At 75.0% G+C, this 17,183-nt stretch carries 15 protein-coding genes and 1 riboswitch; of the genes, 5 read left to right on the top strand and 10 right to left on the bottom strand.

Annotated features, from left to right (window positions below; all coding sequences use genetic code 11):
• The first annotated feature begins 61 nt into the window (after positions 1-61).
• Positions 62-1,696 carry a glycoside hydrolase family 13 protein gene (locus ACI79S_RS06360; protein ID WP_456592593.1) on the top strand — a complete coding sequence of 545 codons (1,635 nt, stop codon included), beginning with the start codon at positions 62-64 and terminating at the stop codon, positions 1,694-1,696.
• Positions 1,697-1,767: 71 nt separating this feature from the next.
• Entirely contained in the window at positions 1,768-3,369 is a 1,602-nt protein-coding gene (locus ACI79S_RS06355) for a diguanylate cyclase (RefSeq protein ID WP_456592592.1), read from the top strand.
• 25 nt (positions 3,370-3,394) lie between these two features.
• Here the strand turns inward: ACI79S_RS06355 and ACI79S_RS06350 are convergent, their stop codons facing one another.
• Positions 3,395-4,231 (bottom strand): HpcH/HpaI aldolase/citrate lyase family protein, encoded by an 837-nt coding sequence (locus ACI79S_RS06350; protein ID WP_456592591.1) that lies wholly within the window; start codon positions 4,229-4,231, stop codon positions 3,395-3,397.
• A gap of 170 nt (positions 4,232-4,401) precedes the next feature.
• On the opposite strand from ACI79S_RS06350, the gene ACI79S_RS06345 reads away from it, so the two are divergent.
• The gene (locus ACI79S_RS06345) at positions 4,402-4,620 is read left to right on the top strand and encodes a hypothetical protein (protein WP_456588303.1); all 219 of its coding nucleotides are present in this window, start codon (positions 4,402-4,404) and stop codon (positions 4,618-4,620) included.
• 51 nt (positions 4,621-4,671) lie between these two features.
• Here the strand turns inward: ACI79S_RS06345 and ACI79S_RS06340 are convergent, their stop codons facing one another.
• The 3 genes from ACI79S_RS06340 to ACI79S_RS06330 all read right to left on the bottom strand — a co-directional run bounded on the left by ACI79S_RS06340 (position 4,672) and on the right by ACI79S_RS06330 (position 7,317).
• On the bottom strand, positions 4,672-5,700 hold the full coding sequence (locus tag ACI79S_RS06340) for an LLM class flavin-dependent oxidoreductase (protein WP_456592590.1): 1,029 nt from the start codon (positions 5,698-5,700) through the stop codon (positions 4,672-4,674).
• Between the two features lie 163 nt (positions 5,701-5,863).
• Positions 5,864-6,736 carry an alpha/beta fold hydrolase gene (locus ACI79S_RS06335; protein ID WP_456592589.1) on the bottom strand — a complete coding sequence of 291 codons (873 nt, stop codon included), beginning with the start codon at positions 6,734-6,736 and terminating at the stop codon, positions 5,864-5,866.
• A gap of 116 nt (positions 6,737-6,852) precedes the next feature.
• Positions 6,853-7,317, bottom strand: a complete 465-nt coding sequence (locus tag ACI79S_RS06330) for an SRPBCC family protein (protein ID WP_456592588.1) — start codon at positions 7,315-7,317, stop codon at positions 6,853-6,855.
• Between the two features lie 60 nt (positions 7,318-7,377).
• On the opposite strand from ACI79S_RS06330, the gene ACI79S_RS06325 reads away from it, so the two are divergent.
• Both ACI79S_RS06325 and ACI79S_RS06320 read left to right on the top strand, forming a co-directional pair.
• The gene (locus ACI79S_RS06325; protein ID WP_456592587.1) at positions 7,378-7,809 is read left to right on the top strand and encodes a DUF1622 domain-containing protein; all 432 of its coding nucleotides are present in this window, start codon (positions 7,378-7,380) and stop codon (positions 7,807-7,809) included.
• A complete protein-coding gene (locus ACI79S_RS06320; RefSeq protein WP_456592586.1) occupies positions 7,806-8,162 on the top strand; it encodes a hypothetical protein in 357 nt (118 codons plus the stop codon). The genes ACI79S_RS06325 and ACI79S_RS06320 overlap by 4 nt, the downstream gene beginning before the upstream one ends.
• Positions 8,163-8,231: 69 nt before the next feature.
• On the opposite strand, the gene cobN is transcribed toward ACI79S_RS06320, so the two are convergent.
• From cobN to ACI79S_RS06290, 6 genes are all read right to left on the bottom strand, one after another.
• Positions 8,232-11,858, bottom strand: coding sequence for a cobaltochelatase subunit CobN (cobN, locus tag ACI79S_RS06315; RefSeq protein ID WP_456592585.1), 3,627 nt, complete (start codon positions 11,856-11,858; stop codon positions 8,232-8,234).
• Positions 11,859-11,912: 54 nt separating this feature from the next.
• A riboswitch (cobalamin riboswitch) is annotated at positions 11,913-11,993 on the bottom strand.
• 52 nt (positions 11,994-12,045) lie between these two features.
• Complete coding sequence (locus ACI79S_RS06310; RefSeq protein WP_456592584.1) at positions 12,046-12,669, bottom strand: ABC transporter ATP-binding protein; 624 nt, start codon at positions 12,667-12,669, stop codon at positions 12,046-12,048.
• Positions 12,669-13,469: an ATP-binding cassette domain-containing protein gene (locus ACI79S_RS06305; protein ID WP_456592583.1), complete on the bottom strand. Its 801-nt coding sequence runs from the start codon at positions 13,467-13,469 to the stop codon at positions 12,669-12,671. Before ACI79S_RS06305 ends, ACI79S_RS06310 begins: the two co-directional genes overlap by 1 nt.
• Entirely contained in the window at positions 13,466-14,326 is an 861-nt protein-coding gene (locus tag ACI79S_RS06300; RefSeq protein WP_456592582.1) for an ABC transporter permease, read from the bottom strand. The genes ACI79S_RS06305 and ACI79S_RS06300 overlap by 4 nt, the downstream gene beginning before the upstream one ends.
• Positions 14,323-15,456 (bottom strand): ABC transporter permease, encoded by a 1,134-nt coding sequence (locus ACI79S_RS06295; RefSeq protein ID WP_456592581.1) that lies wholly within the window; start codon positions 15,454-15,456, stop codon positions 14,323-14,325. The genes ACI79S_RS06300 and ACI79S_RS06295 overlap by 4 nt, the downstream gene beginning before the upstream one ends.
• A complete protein-coding gene (locus tag ACI79S_RS06290; protein ID WP_456592580.1) occupies positions 15,438-17,051 on the bottom strand; it encodes an ABC transporter substrate-binding protein in 1,614 nt (537 codons plus the stop codon). Before ACI79S_RS06290 ends, ACI79S_RS06295 begins: the two co-directional genes overlap by 19 nt.
• Positions 17,052-17,183: the final 132 nt, after the last annotated feature.

The raw sequence follows: 17,183 nt of genomic DNA, 5'->3' as shown, positions 1-17,183 counted from the left end.
ACGGGTCACTCCGACCTCCCCCGTGCGCAAGGAACTGCGGGGAGGTGCCGATGGAGGTCGCATGGCAGTGCGGCTCGCAACGGTGCGGACCGCGACCCGTCATCAGGTCGCGGCCCAGACGTCGACGTCCCCGTGGTGGCGGTCGGCGGTGGTCTACCAGGTCTACCTGCGCTCGTTCGCCGACGGCAACGGCGACGGCATCGGGGATCTCGCCGGGCTGCGGTCCCGGCTGCCCTACCTGGCGTGGCTGGGTGTCGACGCGGTGTGGATCAACCCGCACTACCCCTCCGGGGGTGCCGACGGCGGCTACGACATCGTCGACTACCGCGCCGTCGACCCCGACTACGGTGACGTCTCCGACCTGGAGGCGCTCGTCGCCGAGGCCCGCGCCCTCGGCCTGCGCGTGGTGCTCGACGTCGTCCCCAACCACACCTCCGACCAGCACCCGTGGTTCCAGGCCGCGCTGGCCGACCCGGACTCCCCGGAGGCCGACCGCTACCACTTCGCGCCGCCGTCGGAGGAGCCGCCGAACAACTGGCAGTCGCTCTTCGGCGGACCGGCCTGGTCGCGCACCCCCGACGGCCGCTGGTACCTGCACCTGTTCGCCCCCGAGCAGCCCGACCTCAACTGGCGCGACCCGGCCGTCGCCGCCGACTTCGAGCGGACGCTGCGCTTCTGGCTCGACCGCGGCGTCAGCGGGTTCCGCGTCGACGTCGCCTACGGCCTGTTCAAGGACGCCGGCCTGCGGGACAACCCGGGCGCCTACTCCCCCACCCTGTTCGGGCACGGCCCCGAGCAGGCGATGACGTGGAACCAGCCCGAGGTGCACGACGTCTGGCGGCGCTGGCGGTCGATCTGCGACGAGCACCCCGACACCATGCTCGTCGGCGAGGTGTGCCTGGCCGACCCGCGCGAGGTGGCCCTGTACTCGCGGCCCGACGAGATGCACCAGTCCTTCAGCTTCCGGCTGCTGAAGTCGGCGTGGTCGACCGAGGCCTTCGCCGACGGCGTGCGCAGCGCGCTGGACGCCTTCGGCGAGGTCGGCGCCCCGGTCTCCTGGGTGCTCGGCAACCACGACAAGGACCGGCAGGTCACCAGGTTCGGCGGCGGCGCCGTGGGCGCCGCCCGCGCCCGGGCCGCCGCGCTGCTGATGCTGGCCCTGCCCGGCTCCGCCTACATCTACGCCGGCGACGAGCTGGGCCTGCCGCAGGCCGACGTCCCCGACGAGGCCAAGCGCGACCCGATCTTCTTCCGCAGCGGGGGCGCCCGCAGCGGGCGGGACGGCTGCCGCGTGCCGATGCCGTGGAACCCCTCCCCGGGGGTCGGCTTCTCCGCCCAGCCCGACGCCGAGCCCTGGCTGCCGATCCCCGACGAGTGGGACCGGTACGCCGTCTCCCGCCAGTCGCGCGACGGCGGCTCGATGCTGACCCTGTACCGGCGCGCGCTGGCGCTGCGCGAGGCGCACCCGGCGCTCGGCTCGGGCGAGGCCACGGTCAGCACCCGGGGCGACGTCCTCACCGTCCGGTGCACGGCCGCCGACGGCAGCGTCGTGCGGTGCGTGGTCAACATGGGGACCGGCACGACGCTGGTGCGCACGCGCGGCACGGTGCTGCTGGCGTCGAACACCAGCGTGCGGCGGTCACCGGCCACCGTGGCGCTGCCCCCGCACACGGCGATCTGGCTCGCCGAGAGCTGAGCTCCTCCCTACGGGTCATGTCCGCGCCCCTGGGGTTGGAGCCGTCCCGGCGACCGGCCGATCGAGGTCTGGTGACCAGCGTGGCGGAACGATCCGGTGGGGAAGGCGGCTCCGCCGTCCCCGGATCGGCTGCCATGGACGCCGGTGCCGCGGGGTTGCGGGAACGGATCGCCGAGCTGGAGGACCGCTCCCGGTTCGACGACGACGGCCTGGAGGAGCGGGCCGAGCGGGCTCTCGCCGACGCTCGCGAGGTCGGGACGGCCGAGCTGGAACAGCGCGCCCGGCTGGTCGAGGCCGACCTGGTGCGGCGGCGCGGCAACATCGCCGAGGCCGGCCGGCTCGCCCAGGAGATCCAGCGCTGGGCTGCCGACCACGGCTCCCGCTGCCTCCTGGCGCGCAGCCACTTCGTCCTGGCCGCGGTGTTCCAGGAGCTGGGCGATCTGTCCCTGGCGCTGGAGAACGCCGTCCGCGCCGTCGAGCTGCTCGACGAGGACGTCCGGCCCCAGCAACGGATCGACCACCACGCCCGGCTGGCCGACTGCCTGGGGCTCAACGGCGACCTCGCCGCGCGGGAGCGCTACGACCACGTGCTCCGGCTCGCCGACGAGATCGGCGACGTCGACCGGCAACTGCTGGTGCTCAACAACCGCTCCTACTGCGAGATCCTCTCCGGTCACTTCGAGGAGGCCCTGGTCTGGAGCACGAAGCTGCAGGACCTGGCGGCGCGGCACGGCGTCCCCCTCCGAGTCGGTCGGCTGGACACCGTCGGCCGCGCGCTGCTGGCGCTGGACCGGCTGGAGGACGCCGAGGCCGCACTGCTGCCCGGTCTGCACCCGGAGGTCCTCGACGCCTCGCTGGACGGTGACGCAGGTGCGGACTTCCTGCTGACCCTGGCCGAGATCCGCCGTCGCCGGGGGCACCTCGACCGGGCCCGGGACAGCCTCGACGAATGCGTGCGCCGCTGCGAGCGGTACGGGCTGACGTCCATCCGCGTGCGCGCCCGCCGGGAGGAGGCCGAGCTGCACGCCGCCGCCGGGGACTTCCGGGCCGCGTACGAGGAGCACCGGCTGTACTGCGACGAGCTCGTCGAGCTCCAGTCGGCCGAGCGCGACGCCCGGGCCCGGGCGCTGCAGGCCATGTACGAGACCACCGAGGCCCGCCGGCAGAGCCGGCGGTACCGCGAACTGTCGCTGCGCGACCCGCTCACCGGCCTCTACAACCGCCGCTACGTCGACGACGAGCTGCCGCGCGTGCTGGCCGCGCACCCCGGCGAGGTGACGGTGGCGCTGCTGGACCTCGACCACTTCAAGCAGATCAACGACACGTGCTCGCACGAGGTGGGCGACCGGGTGCTGCGCACCGTGGCGGAGCTCCTCCAGGCACACGGCCGTCCGGAGTCCGCCGCCGAGGGCTCGTTCGTCGCCCGGCTCGGCGGGGAGGAGTTCCTCCTCGTGCTGGCCGGCGCCGCCCCCACCACCGCGACGCGGCACCTGGAGGACGTCCGCCGGACGATCGCGGAGCACCCGTGGGGGGAGCTGACCGGTGGCCTGCCGGTCACCGTCAGCATCGGCACGGCCGGCGGCGGCAGCACACCGGCGGACGCGCTCGGCCGGGCCGACGCCGCCTTGTACGCCGCCAAACGGCGGGGTCGCGACCGGGTCGTCGCTGCCTAGGACCCGTGCCGCCACGCCCCGGAGGTCAGACGGGCTCGACGCCGAAGATCCCGGCCAGGCGCTCGATCTTGCGGGCCCGCCCCAGCCGGGGCAGGTCACTGCCGTCGCGGATCACCTGCCCGCGGGCGTCGAAGTCGGCGAGGAAGTCCCGCGCCCAGGCGACGTCGGAGGGCGCCGGGCTGATGACCTCGTTGATGACCGGCAGCTGGTCCATGTCCAGGCACAGCTTCCCGGTCAGGCCGAGGGAGACGGTGACGGCGCTCTGCTCCCGGAGCACCGGGAGGCTGCTGCTCACGGTCGGCCCGTCGATCGGACCCGGGAGTCCACCGATGCGGCTGGCCAGCACCAGGCGGGTCCGCGGGTAGGACATGGCCAGCTCGTCGGCGCTCGTACCGGTGTCGCGGCGGTAGTCGCCGCTGCCGAAGGCGAGCCGGAAGGCCCCGCGGGCACGGGCGATGTTCACCGCCTCCTCGATGCCGAGGGCCGACTCGACCAGCGCCAGGACGGGCGTGGCGCCACCGAGCCGGTCGAACGTCTCGGTCACGTGCTCGGCGGCCTCGGCCTTGGCGAGCATGACGCCGAGCAGCCCAGGCACCCCGGCCAGCCCGGCCATGTCGTCGGCCCAGTAGGGCGTGGAGTGGTCGTTGATCCGCACCCAGGCGCTGCGCCCCTCCTGGGAGAGCCACTGGGCGACGCCCTCGCGGGCCTCCGCCTTTCGCGCGGGGTCGACGGCGTCCTCGATGTCGAGCACCACCGAGTCCGCCCTCGACTCGTGCGCCACGTCGAACAGCTCCGTGCGGGCGCCGTTCACCAGCAGCCAGGAGCGTGCGTCCTCGGGCCCGACCTTCCTGCTTCTCACCACGGTCCCATCCTCGTACGGATCCCCTCCCAGCACCGCCCGGCGCGCCCGCGCCGATCGGTCCGGACGACCTGACCGGTGCGTGCGCCCCCGTCTTCCCGCCCGCACGTGTTCCCGGGCCTGCCCTGGGTAGGGCGACCACGCACGGACGATCCCGTACGAGAGGAGCACTCGTGACCGAGGGAGACCTGGAGCAGACCGGCACCGGAGACGCCGCCAAGCGCATCGGCCAGGCGCCGACGACCACCGACGTCACCGACCCGGAACGCTCGTCCCGCAACACCGCTGCCGGCTCGGGCTCCGAGCCCGGCGAGGGCCCGGTGCAGCCCGCAGCCGACGAGGGCGTCGACCCCTCGGCGAGCATCGAGCCGCACAACGAGGGTCTGGCCTGAGGCCGCGGCCCGTCGCCGGCCCCCTCCGGGGAGGCGCGCGACGGGCCGCTGTCAGGCCCTGGCCACCCGGGGGGCGACCTCGGTCCCCAGCAGCTCGATGCCGCGGAGCAGGTCCTCGTGCGCCAGCCGCGGGTTGGTCATCTGCAGCGCCACCCGGTCCACGCCCCCCAGCTGCTCGGAGACCCGCAGCAGCTTGGCGGCCACGGTCTCCGGGTCGCCCATGAAGAACGCGCCGTCCGGCCCGCTGGTCGCGTCGAACTGCGACCGGGTCGGCGTGGCGAAGCCCCGCTCCCGGGAGATCTTCGCGAACATCTCGTGCCAGCCGGGGTAGATCGTGTCCGCGGCCGCCTGCGTGCTCTCCGCGACGAAGCCGAACACGTGCAGCCCGACCTGCAGCGCCTCGGGCGGGTGCCCGGCATGCGCACCCGCCCGCCGGTACAGATCCACCAGCGGGGCGAACTGCCGTGGCTCCCCACCGATGACCGCCACCATCAGCGGTAGGCCGAGCAGCCCGGCCCGGGCGAAGGACTCCGGGGTGCCGCCGACGCCCACCCAGATGGGCAGCGGGTCCTGCAGCGGGCGCGGGTACACGCCCTGCCCGGTCAGGGACGGCCGGTGCTTCCCCGACCAGGTGACGTGCTCGGACGCCCGGATGCGCAGCAGCAGGTCCAGCTTCTCGGCGAACAGCTCGTCGTAGTCGGCGAGGCTCAGCCCGAACAGCGGGAAGGCCTCGGTGAAGGACCCGCGACCCACCACGAGGTCGATCCGGCCCCGGGAGATCAGGTCGAGGGTGGCGAACTGCTGGAAGACCCGGACCGGGTCGGCAGCGCTCAGCACGGTGACCGCGCTGCCGAGGCGGATGCGGGAGGTGCGCGCCGCCGCGGCGCCGAGGATCACCGGCGGCGCGGAGTCGTAGTACTCGCTGCGGTGGTGCTCGCCGATGCCGAACGAGTACAGCCCCACCCGGTCGGCGAGCTCGATCTCCTCCAGCAGGTGGGCCATCCGCTCCTCCGGGCCGATCAGCCGCTCGGTGCGCGGATCGGTCACCGCCGCGACGAAGCTGTCGACGCCGACGTGCATGGAGGTCCTCCAGGAGCTCGGTGGGGGCGGGACCGGGTGGTCCCGTCGCCCAGTCAACACCGCGACCGCGCCGGCCGCGCCCGCTCCCCGGGGTGCCCCTCCCCCGGCACGGCGTCCTCCGTGAGCCCCACCGGCGGTGGCGGTGAACCGCCGGACCCGGGGGTCAGCCGGCCGGGACCACCCGGTCCAGCCAGGCCAGCAGGTCGGCGACGACCTCGTCGCGGTTGGTCTCGTTGAACACCTCGTGCCGGGCGCCCGGGTAGGCCCGCAGCGTCACGTCCTCCACGCCGGCCCCGCGCAGCCGGTCGACGAGGACCTGGACGAGCGCCAGCTGCCCGTTGAGCGGGTCCGCGTCGCCGACCGCGACGTACACCGGCAGGTCGCCGCGGATGCCGCGCAGCCGGTCGGCGTCGGCCAGCTGCCGCCCCGAGACGAACATCTGCCGGCTGTCCGCGGTGGCGAGGCCGAACCCGCATCGCGGATCGGCGACGTAGGCGTCGACCTGCGCCTCGTCGCGGGAGAGCCAGTCGTAGTCGGTGCGGGCCGGCGCGAACGGCGCGTTGAACGCCGAGAGGTCCGTCGGTCCGTCGAGGTCGACGACGGGCTCGAGCAGGTCCAGCACCGTCGTCCCGGTGAGCACCAGGCCGGCGAGGTCGGCGGAGTGGTCGAGGACGTACTGCTGGGCGGCGAAGGAGCCCATGCTGTGGCCGAGCAGCACCAACGGGGCGTCGGGCAGCTCGGCGCGCACGTGCGCGGTGAGCCGGCCGATGTCGCGCACCAGCTCGTCCCAGCCGCCGGGGCCGAGCTCTCCCCGGTGGCCGTCCTGCGCGGTGGCGCCGTGCCCGCGGTGGTCCTGGCCGACCACCACCCAGCCGGCGCCGGTCAGCGCGGCGGCCAGCGGTTCGTAGCGGAGCAGGTGCTCGCCCATCCCGTGGGTGAGCTGGACGATCCCCCGCGCGGGCCCGGCGGGGTCCCACCGGTAGGCGGTGACGCGGACGTCGGAGGCGGAGTCGAAGGAGAAGGTCTGATCCGGCATGCCGGGAGGCTACGGGTGCCCGGGGGCCGCCACGCGTCCACGGACGACGTCGGGTCCCCGTCCAGCCGGGTGCCGGCCGGCCGCCGGGGTGGCGCGCGCGAGGACCGGCGGCCGGCTCAGCCCGACTCGGCGATCCGCTTGATCGCGGCGAGGGTGGCGGGGATGCCCTCGTGTGCCTGCCGGGTGCGCTCGGCGATCTGCTCGTCCGCCCGCTCCCCGTAGCGCTCGGCGAAGAGGGCCAGCCCACCGGGCAGGAACTCCCAGGACTCGGTGAGCTCCGTCCCGCCGTCGACGGGGGCGAGCGTGAAGCTCCAGTGCACCAGGTTGCCGCCGACGACCCAGGCGAACTCCCGGCCGCGGTCGGCCACCACCACCTCCGAGCGCGTCTCCCAGGTCCGCTCCGGGGTGACGTTGCGGCCGCTGAACCAGTCGCCGACCGCGCCCGACGCGCCCTCGTCCCACCAGCACTCCCGGCAGACGGGGCTCCACTCCCCGGTGCGGGTCACGTCGGAGACCAGGTCGTACAGGTCCTCGGGCGACGTCGCGATGGTGATCGACCGGGAGTGACGCAGCTCGCTCATCGGCGCAGTCTCGCAGGCGACCTGCGTGGTTGAGCGCGACCCTCCGGGTATGCGCGCCGCGTGGAAGAGCTGCTGCAGGACGTCGTCGACGTCCTCGTCGTCATCGTGGAGGCCTGCGGCGCCGCCGTGATCATCATCGGCGCCGTCTGGGCGTTCATCCGGTTCCTGTGGGCCGGCCTGCGGCACCGCGATGTGCACGGCTTCGTGCCGGTCCGGCTGACGCTGGGCCGGTTCCTCGCCCTGGGGCTGGAGTTCCAGCTCGCGAGCGACGTCCTGCGCACCGCCGTGGCGCCCAGCTGGGAGGAGATCGGGCAGCTCGCCGCCATCGCCGCCATCCGGACGGCGCTGAACTACTTCCTCGGCAAGGAGATCGCCGAGGAGCGCCGCGAGGTCGCGGAGGACCGCGACCGGTCCGCCCAGGGATCGGACGACGCCGCATCACCGCGGCACGCGGGCGGGACGGCGCCGGACCGTCGTGGGCGGCCGGGGTGAACGCCTGGCTGGCCACGGTCGCCGGTGCGGCCGCGCAGGTGGTCGTCGTGGTCGCCCTGCTCTCCGGCGCGCTGGCGCTGGCCGTGACCCGTCAGCCGGCACCGGCCCTCGGGATCGCTCTCGACCACCTGGTCGCGGCCGGGCTGCTCCGGCTGGTCGGCGAGCCGAGCTGGCAGGCGATCATGACCGCGGCGGTGGTCATCGCCATCCGGCACCTGGCCGGCTACGGCCTGCGCCTCGGAGCCGCGTCCTGGCACAGCGCCTCGGTCTCCCGCGCGGTCCGGTCCACCCTCGTCCCGCGGCGGCTGCAGGACGAGGTTCGCCGTGCCCTCTCCCCCGCCTGGCGGCGGTGACGCCGTCGTCCTGGCGCACCTGCGGGCCACGACCCGGCTGCCCTGACCCGGCCCGCGGTCACCGGGCGGTCAGGACCGCCCGGGACCCGCCGACGCCGGTGTCTGCCCGCCCTCCAGGTCGCCCTCGGTGTCGAGGTAGGCCTGCTGCAGCTCGGCGAGCAGCGCCGGATCCGGCTCGGCCCACATCTTCCGGTCCACCGCCTCGAGCAGCCGCTCGGCGATGCCGTGCAGCGCCCAGGGGTTGGACTTCTCCAGGAACTCCCGGTTCTCCGGGTCGAGCACGTAGGTCTGGGCCAGCTTCTCGTACATCCAGTCGGCGACCACGCCGGTCGTGGCGTCGTAGCCGAACAGGTAGTCGACGGTGGCGGCGAGCTCGAAGGCGCCCTTGTAGCCGTGCCGGCGCATGGCGGCCAGCCACTTGGGGTTGACGACGCGGGCCCGGAAGACGCGGGCGGTCTCCTCGGTGAGCGACCGGGTGCGCACCTGCTCGGGCCGGGTGGAGTCACCGATGTAGGCCGCGGGCGCCCGGCCGGTCAGCGCCCGGACCGTGGCCACCATCCCGCCGTGGTACTGGAAGTAGTCGTCGGAGTCGGCGATGTCGTGCTCGCGGGTGTCGACGTTCTTCGCCGCGACGGCGATCCGCTTGTACGCGGCCTCCATGTCCGGGCGCGCCTGGACGCCGTCGAGATCACGGCCGTAGGCGTAGCCGCCCCAGACGGCGTAGACCTCGGCGAGGTCGGCGTCCCCCCGCCAGTTGCGGGAGTCGATCAGCGGCAGCACCCCGGCCCCGTAGGCGCCCGGCTTCGAGCCGAACACCCTGGTGGTGGCCCGGCGCCGGTCACCGTGGGCCGCCTCGTCCGCGTCCACGTGCGCCTTCACGAAGTTGGCGTCGGCCGGCTCGTCGAGGCCGGCGACCAGGGTGACGGCGTCGTCGAGCATGGTGACCACGTGCGGGAAGGCGTCCCGGAAGAAGCCGCTGATCCGCACCGTGACGTCGATCCGCGGCCGGCCGAGCTCGTCGAGCGGGACCGGCTCCAGCGCGGTGACCCGCCGCGAGGCGTCGTCCCACACCGGCCGGACCCCGAGCAGCGCGAGCACCTCGGCCACGTCGTCGCCGGAGGTGCGCATCGCCGAGGTACCCCAGACCGAGAGCCCCACCGAGCGCGGCCACTCGCCGGTGTCGGCGCGGTACCGCTCGAGCAGCGACTCCGCCATCGCCTGACCGGTCTCCCACGCCAGCCGGGAAGGCACCGCGCGCGGGTCGACGGAGTAGAAGTTGCGCCCGGTCGGCAGCACGTTGACCAACCCGCGCAGCGGGGAGCCCGACGGCCCGGCGGGCACGTAGCCGCCCTCGAGCGCGTGCAGGGTCGCGTCCAGCTCGTCGGTGGTGCGCGCCAGCCGCGGCACCACCTCCTCGACGGCGAACCGCAGCACCGCGGCGACGGCGTCGTCGTCCCGGTCCAGCCCCTCCCGCACGACCTCGGGGACGGCGGCCGCCGTCCAGCCGCGGGTCTCCATGCCGCCGACCAGCGCGGCCGCGAGCTCCTCGACCCGGTCGGTCTCGCGCAGGCCCGCGGTGCCGTCCTCGGTCAGGCCGAGCGCCTCGCGCAGCCCGGGCAGGGCGACCGAGCCGCCCCAGATCTGCCGGGCCCGCAGCATCGCCACGACGAGGTCGACCCGATCCTGCCCGGCCGGCGGGGTGCCGAGCACGTGCAGCCCATCACGGATCTGCGAGTCCTTGATCTCGCAGAGCCAGCCGTCGACGTGCAGGATCATCTCGTCGAAGTGGTCGTCCTCCGGCCGCTCGTTCAGCCCCAGGTCGGCATCGAGCTTCGCCGCCTGCAGGAGCGTCCAGATCTGCGCGCGCACCGCCGGCAGCTTCGCCGGGTCCATCGCCGCGACGTTGGCGTGCTCGTCGAGCAGCTGCTCCAGCCGGGCGATGTCGCCGTAGGAGTCGGCGCGGGCCATCGGCGGCACCATGTGGTCGATCAGCGTGGCATGGGCGCGGCGCTTGGCCTGGCTGCCCTCGCCCGGGTCGTTGACCAGGAACGGGTAGATCAGCGGCAGGTCGCCGATCGCGGCGTCCGGCCCGCAGGAGGGCGAGAGCCCGACGGTCTTGCCCGGCAGCCACTCCATGTTCCCGTGCTTGCCGACGTGGACCAGCGCGTGCGCACCGAACACCGACCGCAGCCACCAGTAGGCGGCGAGGTAGTGGTGGGACGGCGGCAGGTCGGGGTCGTGGTAGATCGCGATCGGGTTCTCGCCGAAGCCGCGCGGCGGCTGCACCATCACCACGACGTTGCCGGCGCGGAGCGCGGCGAAGACGATCGCCTGGTCCTGGCCGGACCCGTCCACGAAGAGCGAGCCGGGGGCCTCGCCCCAGTGCTCGACCACGGCCGCGCGCAGGTCGGCGGGGAGGGTGGCGAAGAAGCGCCGGTACTCGGCCGCCGGGATGCGGACCGGGTTCCCGCTCAGCTGCTCCTCGGTGAGCCAGTTCTCGTCCTGCCCGCCGGCGGCGATCAGCGCGTGCACCAGCGCGTCACCGTCGAGGTCGGCGACGCCGGGCAGCGCGTCGGGGCCGTCGAACGGTCCGATGTCGTACCCGGCGCCGTGCATCGCGGCCAGCAGCCGGACGACCGAGGCCGGGGTGTCCAGCCCCACCGCGTTGCCGATGCGGGCGTGCTTGGTCGGGTAGGCGCTGAGCATGACGACGATCCGGCGCTCCGCGGGCGGGGTGTGCCGCAGCCGGGCGTGGGCGACGGCGGTGCCGGCCACCCGCGCGGCCCGCTCGGGGTCGGGCACGTAGTGCGTCAGGCCGTCGGCGTCGGTCTCCTTGAAGGAGAACGGCACGCTGATCAGGCGGCCGTCGAACTCGGGGATGGCGACCTGGTTGCCGACGTCGAGCGGCGAGAGCCCGTCGTCGTCGGCGAGCCACTCCTCGCGGGAGCGGGTGAGGCACAGCCCCTGGATCACCGGCACGTCGAGCGCGGCCAGCGCACCGACGTCCCAGGCGCCGTCGTCGCCGCCGGCCTGCGCGGTCGCGGGGCGGGAGCCGCCGGCGGCCAGGACCGTGACCACCAGCGCGTCGGCCGTGCGGAGGGTGTCCAGCAGGTCGTCGGGGACGCTGCGCAGCGAGCTCACGAACACCGGCAGGGCGCGGCCGCCGGCCTCCTCGACCGCGGTGCACAGGGTTTCGACGAACGCGGTGTTCCCGGCCAGGTGGTGGGCGCGGTAGTAGAGGACCGCGACGGTCGGGCCGTCGCCCCGGGAGCTCCGCTCGAGCAGACCCCAGTCGGGCGCGACCGACGGCGGCTCGAACCCCTCCCCGGTGAGCAGCACGGTGTCGGAGAGGAACCGGTGCAGCTGGGTCAGGTTCTCCGGCCCGCCCTGCGCCAGGTAGCCGTGCGCCTCGGTCGCCACCCCCATGGGCACCGTCGAGAGCTCCATCAGCTCGGCGTCGGGCACCTGCTCCCCGCCCAGCACGACGACGGGGACGCCGGAGGCCAGCAGCGGCGCGAGCACCTCCTCGTACTGCCGGCGGACGCCCAGGATGCGGACGACGACCAGCTCGCTGCCCTCCGTGAGGGCAGCCATGCCGGCGGCGTCCAGGCGGGCGGGGTTGCCCAGCCGCCAGCCGGCGCCGCTGGCACGGGCGGAGAGCAGGTCGGTGTCGCTGGTGGAGAGCAGGGTGAACACGTGCGTGCGGCCTCCCTCGGGGTCCGCGCCCCGGGTCGTCGGGCACGGCAGCCGGAGTGTCTGGCTCGCCCCCGCTCCGCAGCGCAGCGTGGGCTCACAGTGGCGGGACCGCGCCGGGTTCGCACCGGCTTCCTCGCTGCACTGCCGTGATGTGCCGCAGACGCTACCGGGCGGACCACCGGAGGTCTCAGCCGTCGGCCCCGGCCCCGGCCCAGTCGACGACGCGGTCGGCCACGGCGGCCACCAGCGGGCGGTCGTGCGAGATCGCGAGGACACCGATGCCGGCCGACCGGCAGTGCTCGAGCAGCAGCCGCCAGATCGCCGCCTGGGTGACCGGGTCGAGGCTGGCGGTGATCTCGTCGGCCACCAGGTGGCGCGGCCGGGCCAGCAGTGCCCGGGCGAGGCCCACGCGCTGGAGCTGGCCGCCGCTGATCTCGTGCGGGCGGCGGTCCAGCCAGCCGGGGTCGACCAGCCGCGGGTCCAGCGCCGCCAGCTCGTCGTCCGGCGCACCGGTCGCGGCGAGCACCTGCCGCACCGTCCAGCGCGGGTCCATCGCCTGCTGCGGGTGCTGGAAGACGAGCTGCACCGGGTGCGGCGCCCGACCGGACCGGGGCTGCCGGCCGTCGAGGGCGATCCTGCCGCGCTGCGGCCGCACGAAACCGGCCAGCAGCCGCCCGAGGGTGCTCTTGCCACCGCCGCTCGGGCCGCACAGCCCGACCACCTCGCCCGGCTCGATCGCGAGGTCCACCCCCGCGAGCACCCACGGGCGGTCGCGGCCGTAGCGGAACCAGACGTCCTCGGCGCGCAGCATCACGCCTCCGTGGGCACGCGGAAGCCGTGCGCCGGCAGCGCCTGCCACATCGCCCGCGTGTAGGGGTGGGCCAGCCGCTCCCCCGTACCGGTGAAGTCGGCGGGCGCGGCCTCGTCCACGGTGCGCCCCTCCCGGCAGATCACCACCCGGTCGGCGACCTCGACGGCGGCCTCGAGCTCGTGGGTGATGAGCACGACGGCGCAGCCGTCGTCGGCCAGCCCGCGGAGCTCGGCCAGCGTCGACCGGACGGTCGCGGTGGGCAGCCCGGTGGTCGGCTCGTCGGCGAGCAGCAGCCGGGGCCGGCTCATGGTCGCCATCGCGACCAGCACCCGGCGGGCCATGCCGCCGGACAGCTCGTGCGGGTACCGGCGGAGCACCTCCGCACCGAGGCCGCGTCGCTCCAGCGCCTCCGCTGCGGCGCGTCGCGGATCGGGGTGCCCGGCCAGCCGCGCCGACCGCCGGACCTGGCGGCCGACGGGGCTCGTCGGGTCGAGGAACGCCGCCGACTGCGGCAGCAGCGTCGCCTCGCGACCGGCCAGCCGGCGCCGCTCCGCCGGCGCGCGCACGGTGCCGTCGAAGGCGATCGTCCCCCGCTCGACGGCGTTGGGCGGCAGCAGGCCCAGCACGGCGTGCGCGAGCAGGCTCTTGCCCGCGCCGCTGGCACCGACCAGGGCCACCACCCCGCCGGCCGGGACCGTGAGGTCCATGCCGGCCAGCGCGGTCACCGTGCGGCGGCGCAGCCCCCGCTCGTACTGGACGAAGTCCACCTCGAGCCCGCGGACTTCCAGCAGCGCGCTCACAGGTGGGCGCTCCGCGGGTCGAGCAGGGCGCGGCCGTTCTCCCCGATCGTGTCGACGAGCTTGACCACGGCCAGCAGGCACAGCCCCGGCAGGACCGCGAGCCACCACGCCCCCGCGCTCAGGTAGCGCATCGCCTCGGCCAGCAGCACCCCGATCGACGGCTCACCCGGATCCACGCCGAGCCCGAGGAACGACAGCGCCGCCTCGTGCAGGATCGCGTGCGGGAAGAGCAGGACCGTGCCGACGACGAAGTGGCCGGTCAGGTGGCCGGCCAGGTGGTGCCGGGCGATCCAGCCGCGACCCCGGCCGAGCTGCCGCGAGACGGCGACGTAGTCGGAGGAGACGACCTCGCGCGCCCGGCCGCGCAGCACCCGGGTCAGCGTCGGCCAGTGGGTCAGCGCCACGGCGAGCACCGTGGCGCGCGTACCGCCGCCGAGCGCGAACGCGAGCAGGATCAGCAGGACCAGGTGCGGCAGGGCGAGGAACAGGTCGACCAGCCAGCTCACGACCCGGTCGACGACGCCGCCGAAGACCGCGGCGGCGCAGGCCAGGACCAGCGCGATCCCGGCCGAGATCAGCGCCGCACTCGTCCCGACGAGGAGGCTGAGCCGGAGCCCGGACAGGACGCGGGCGAGCACGTCCCGGCCCAGCGGGTCGGTGCCGAACGGGTGCTCCGCCGACGGCGCCAGGTTGCGCTCGCCCAGCTGGGTGGTGACGGCGTCGTCGGCCGCCAACCCCCCGGCGACGAGGACGGCGAGCACCACCGCCAGCGACAGGCCGGTCCAGGCGAGGGTGCGGCGGCGGCGGTCACCGAGGAACCCCGGCCGGGCGGCCGGCTCGGCGGCGACGGCGCTCATCGCACCCCCTGCCCGGCCGGGGACGGGGCGGCCGGCGAGGGCGCCCGGTCGGGCAGCTCGTCGGGCGACGGGGGGCGGGGCGCGAGCACCGGGCCGCGCAGGCCGCGCCGCGCCCGGCGGGCGCCGGCGAGGTCCACCGAGACCCGTGGGTCCAGCCGCGCGTGGACGAGGTCACCGAGCTGGTTGCCGACGAAGACGAACACCGTCGTGAACAGCACGATGCCCAGCAGCAGGGGCACGTCCTGGCCCAGCGCGGCGGCCGTCGTCGCGGCGCCGAGCCCGGGGTAGGCGAACACCTGCTCGGCCAGCACGGCACCGCCGAAGAGCTCGCCCAGCGAGCTGAACTGCAGCAGCACGGCCGGCGCCGCGGCGTTGCGCAGCACCCGGTGGACGACGACGCCGCGCGTCGACTCCCCCTGCGCGCGGGCGAAGGCGACGTAGTCGCTGGCCAGCGCCTCGACGACCGCGTGGCGGGTGTGCAGGACGACCGGGGCGATGCCCACGATCGACAGCGTCAGCGCCGGCAGCGCCAGGTGGTGCAGGCGGTCCAGCAGCGTCACGTCCTCGGCGAGCGTGCCCACCGGCACGGCGCAGCACACCGGCGTCCACCCCAGCCGGACCGAGAAGACGTAGAGCAGGAGCAGCCCGACCCAGAAGGTCGGCGCGGAGGCCAGGGTGTAGGCCCACCAGCAGATCGCCCGGTCGGCGAAGCGTCCCCGCCGCGCCCCGGCGACCACGCCGAGCGCGAACCCGAACAGCCCCGACAGCAGCCAGGCGGTGGCCATGAGCGCCAGGCTGGCGAGGAAGCGCTCGCCGATGACCTCCGCGACCGGCTGGTTGAACGTCAGCGAGCGGCCGAGGTCTCCCTGCACGACCTGCCCCAGCCAGGCGGCGAAGCGTTCGGGCGCCGGCTCGTCCAGCCCCCACCGCTCGGCGATCTGCGCCCGCTGCTCCGGACCGATCGCGGCCACGTCGCCGCCGACGTAGGCGTTCACCGGGTCGACCGGTGAGTGGACCATCAGCGTGAACGAGGCCACCGCGACCGCGGCGAGGAGGAGCACGAGCCGCACCAGCCGGCCACCCGTCCACCGCAGCGCCGGTCGGGCGCGGCTCAGCAGCTCCACCGCCACCCGGCGATGCCCGCGGTGATCGGCCAGCCGTGCCCGTGCGGTTCGACCTGCGGCGAGCCCAGCTCGAGGCACTCGTCGACGAAGTAGGTGTGGTCGAGGTTGACCAGCCACGCCCACGCCGCGTCCCCCGACGGCCCGAAGCCGGTGCCCTCGCCGTCGTACTGGGCGGCCCGCCAGTGCGGGACGGCGCTCTCCTGGTCGGGCGCGGTCATCGCCGCTTCGAGCTGCTCGTCGACCGCCGGGTTCGCGTAGAAGCCGGGGTTCCAGTACTCGACCCCGGCCTGGCGCGAGGAGTAGAGGTTGTACATCTCGGTGGGGTCGTGGCTCCCCCAGCCGAAGAGGACGGCGTCGGCGTGCAGCCGCTGGTCGAGGACGTCCCAGCTCGCGCCGTCCGCGGTGACCTCGATGCCCACGGGCGCGAGCATGTCGGCGACGGAGAGCGCGAGCGCCTGCCGCAGCGAGTCGTCCGCGGGGTAGAGCAGCCGGAACGCCGCCGGGACGCCGTCCCGCTCCCGCACGCCGTCGCCGTCGGCATCCACCCAGCCTGCCTCGTCCAGCAGCTGCCCGGCCCGCGCCGGGTCGGCGTCCTCGATCGCCGCCGCCGGCTCCGCCCAGGGCAGCCCGTCGACCGGCCCGGTCGCCGGGGAGCCGAAGCCCTCCAGGACGCCGTCGACGAGCGCCGCCCGGTCCACCGCGTGGTTGACCGCCTGGCGGATCGCCCGGTCGGACGTCACGTCGTTGCCGATCGGCTGCCCGTCGTCGGTGGTGCGCCCCTCGTCCGGCACGTACGGGAACATGATCCCGCGGTTGTCGACCGACGGGACGGCGACCAGCCGCATGCCCGGCACCTGCGTCGTCGCCAGCGCGGACGGGACCGCGGCCATGTCCACCTGGCCCGCCGTGGCGGCCGCCAGCGAGGTGTCCTCACCGGTGAACTGGAAGACGATCCGCTCGAACTCCGGCTGCTCGCCGTAGTAGTCCTCGTTGCGGTCCACGATGAGCTGCTGCCCCTCGTCCCACTGCACGAAGGTGAACGGCCCCGAGCCCACCGGGTCGCGCGCGTAGTCCGGGCCGTGCGCGTGCTCGGGGACGATGCCCAGCGAGACGAGCCGGTTGACGAAGGTGCTCTGCGGTCGCGCCAGGCGGAGCTCCACGGTGTCCTCGTCGACGGCGACCGCCTCGGCCAGCGCGGTGACGTCGGTGAGGCCGCCGCTGCGGCTGGCGGTGGTGAAGGTGTAGGCGACGTCGTCGGGGGTGACCGGCTCGCCGTCGGTGAAGCGCGCGTCGGTGCGGATGTCGACGGTCCAGACCAACCCGTCGTCGCTCACCGACCAGTCGGTGGCCAGGTCGGGGACGAGATCGAGCTCCGCGTCCCGGGCCAGCAGGGTGGACTGGAACAGCGGCGAGCCGTACCGGCCCCAGCCGAGGGTCGGGTCGAAGCCGTCGTCCGGCTCACCGCCGATGGCCAGGCGCAGCTCGGCCGGCGGGGCGTCGTCGGCCGGCGCGGCCGCTCCCCCGCCGCCGCAGGCGCTCAGGGCGACCAGGGCCACCGCACCGATCGCGGCGACGCGCCCGGCCGGCCACTTCCCACCCATGCCCGCTCCCGTCGTCGACCCGTACCGACCGCCGACTCTATTGCAAAAGGTTCGCAACAGGTTGGACGGTGCCGGGACCGGCGCCGCCACCCGGCGCATCCGGATCGGGCCGCCCGGGCGAAGCAGGGGTGT

Source organism: Blastococcus sp. SYSU DS1024 (assembly GCF_054050795.1).
This window is presented reverse-complemented; position numbering and strand designations above follow the sequence as displayed.

Bases quoted from the DNA above. Each gene is read 5' to 3' on its own strand.
- ACI79S_RS06300 (WP_456592582.1), bottom strand. From the start codon at position 14,326: ATGAGCGCCGTCGCCGCCGAGCCGGCCGCCCGGCCGGGGTTCCTCGGT.
- ACI79S_RS06360 (WP_456592593.1), top strand. From the start codon at position 62: ATGGCAGTGCGGCTCGCAACGGTGCGGACCGCGACCCGTCATCAGGTC.
- ACI79S_RS06340 (WP_456592590.1), bottom strand. From the start codon at position 5,700: ATGCACGTCGGCGTCGACAGCTTCGTCGCGGCGGTGACCGATCCGCGC.
- ACI79S_RS06335 (WP_456592589.1), bottom strand. From the start codon at position 6,736: ATGCCGGATCAGACCTTCTCCTTCGACTCCGCCTCCGACGTCCGCGTC.
- ACI79S_RS06330 (WP_456592588.1), bottom strand. From the start codon at position 7,317: ATGAGCGAGCTGCGTCACTCCCGGTCGATCACCATCGCGACGTCGCCC.
- ACI79S_RS06310 (WP_456592584.1), bottom strand. From the start codon at position 12,669: ATGCTGCGCGCCGAGGACGTCTGGTTCCGCTACGGCCGCGACCGCCCG.
- ACI79S_RS06290 (WP_456592580.1), bottom strand. From the start codon at position 17,051: ATGGGTGGGAAGTGGCCGGCCGGGCGCGTCGCCGCGATCGGTGCGGTG.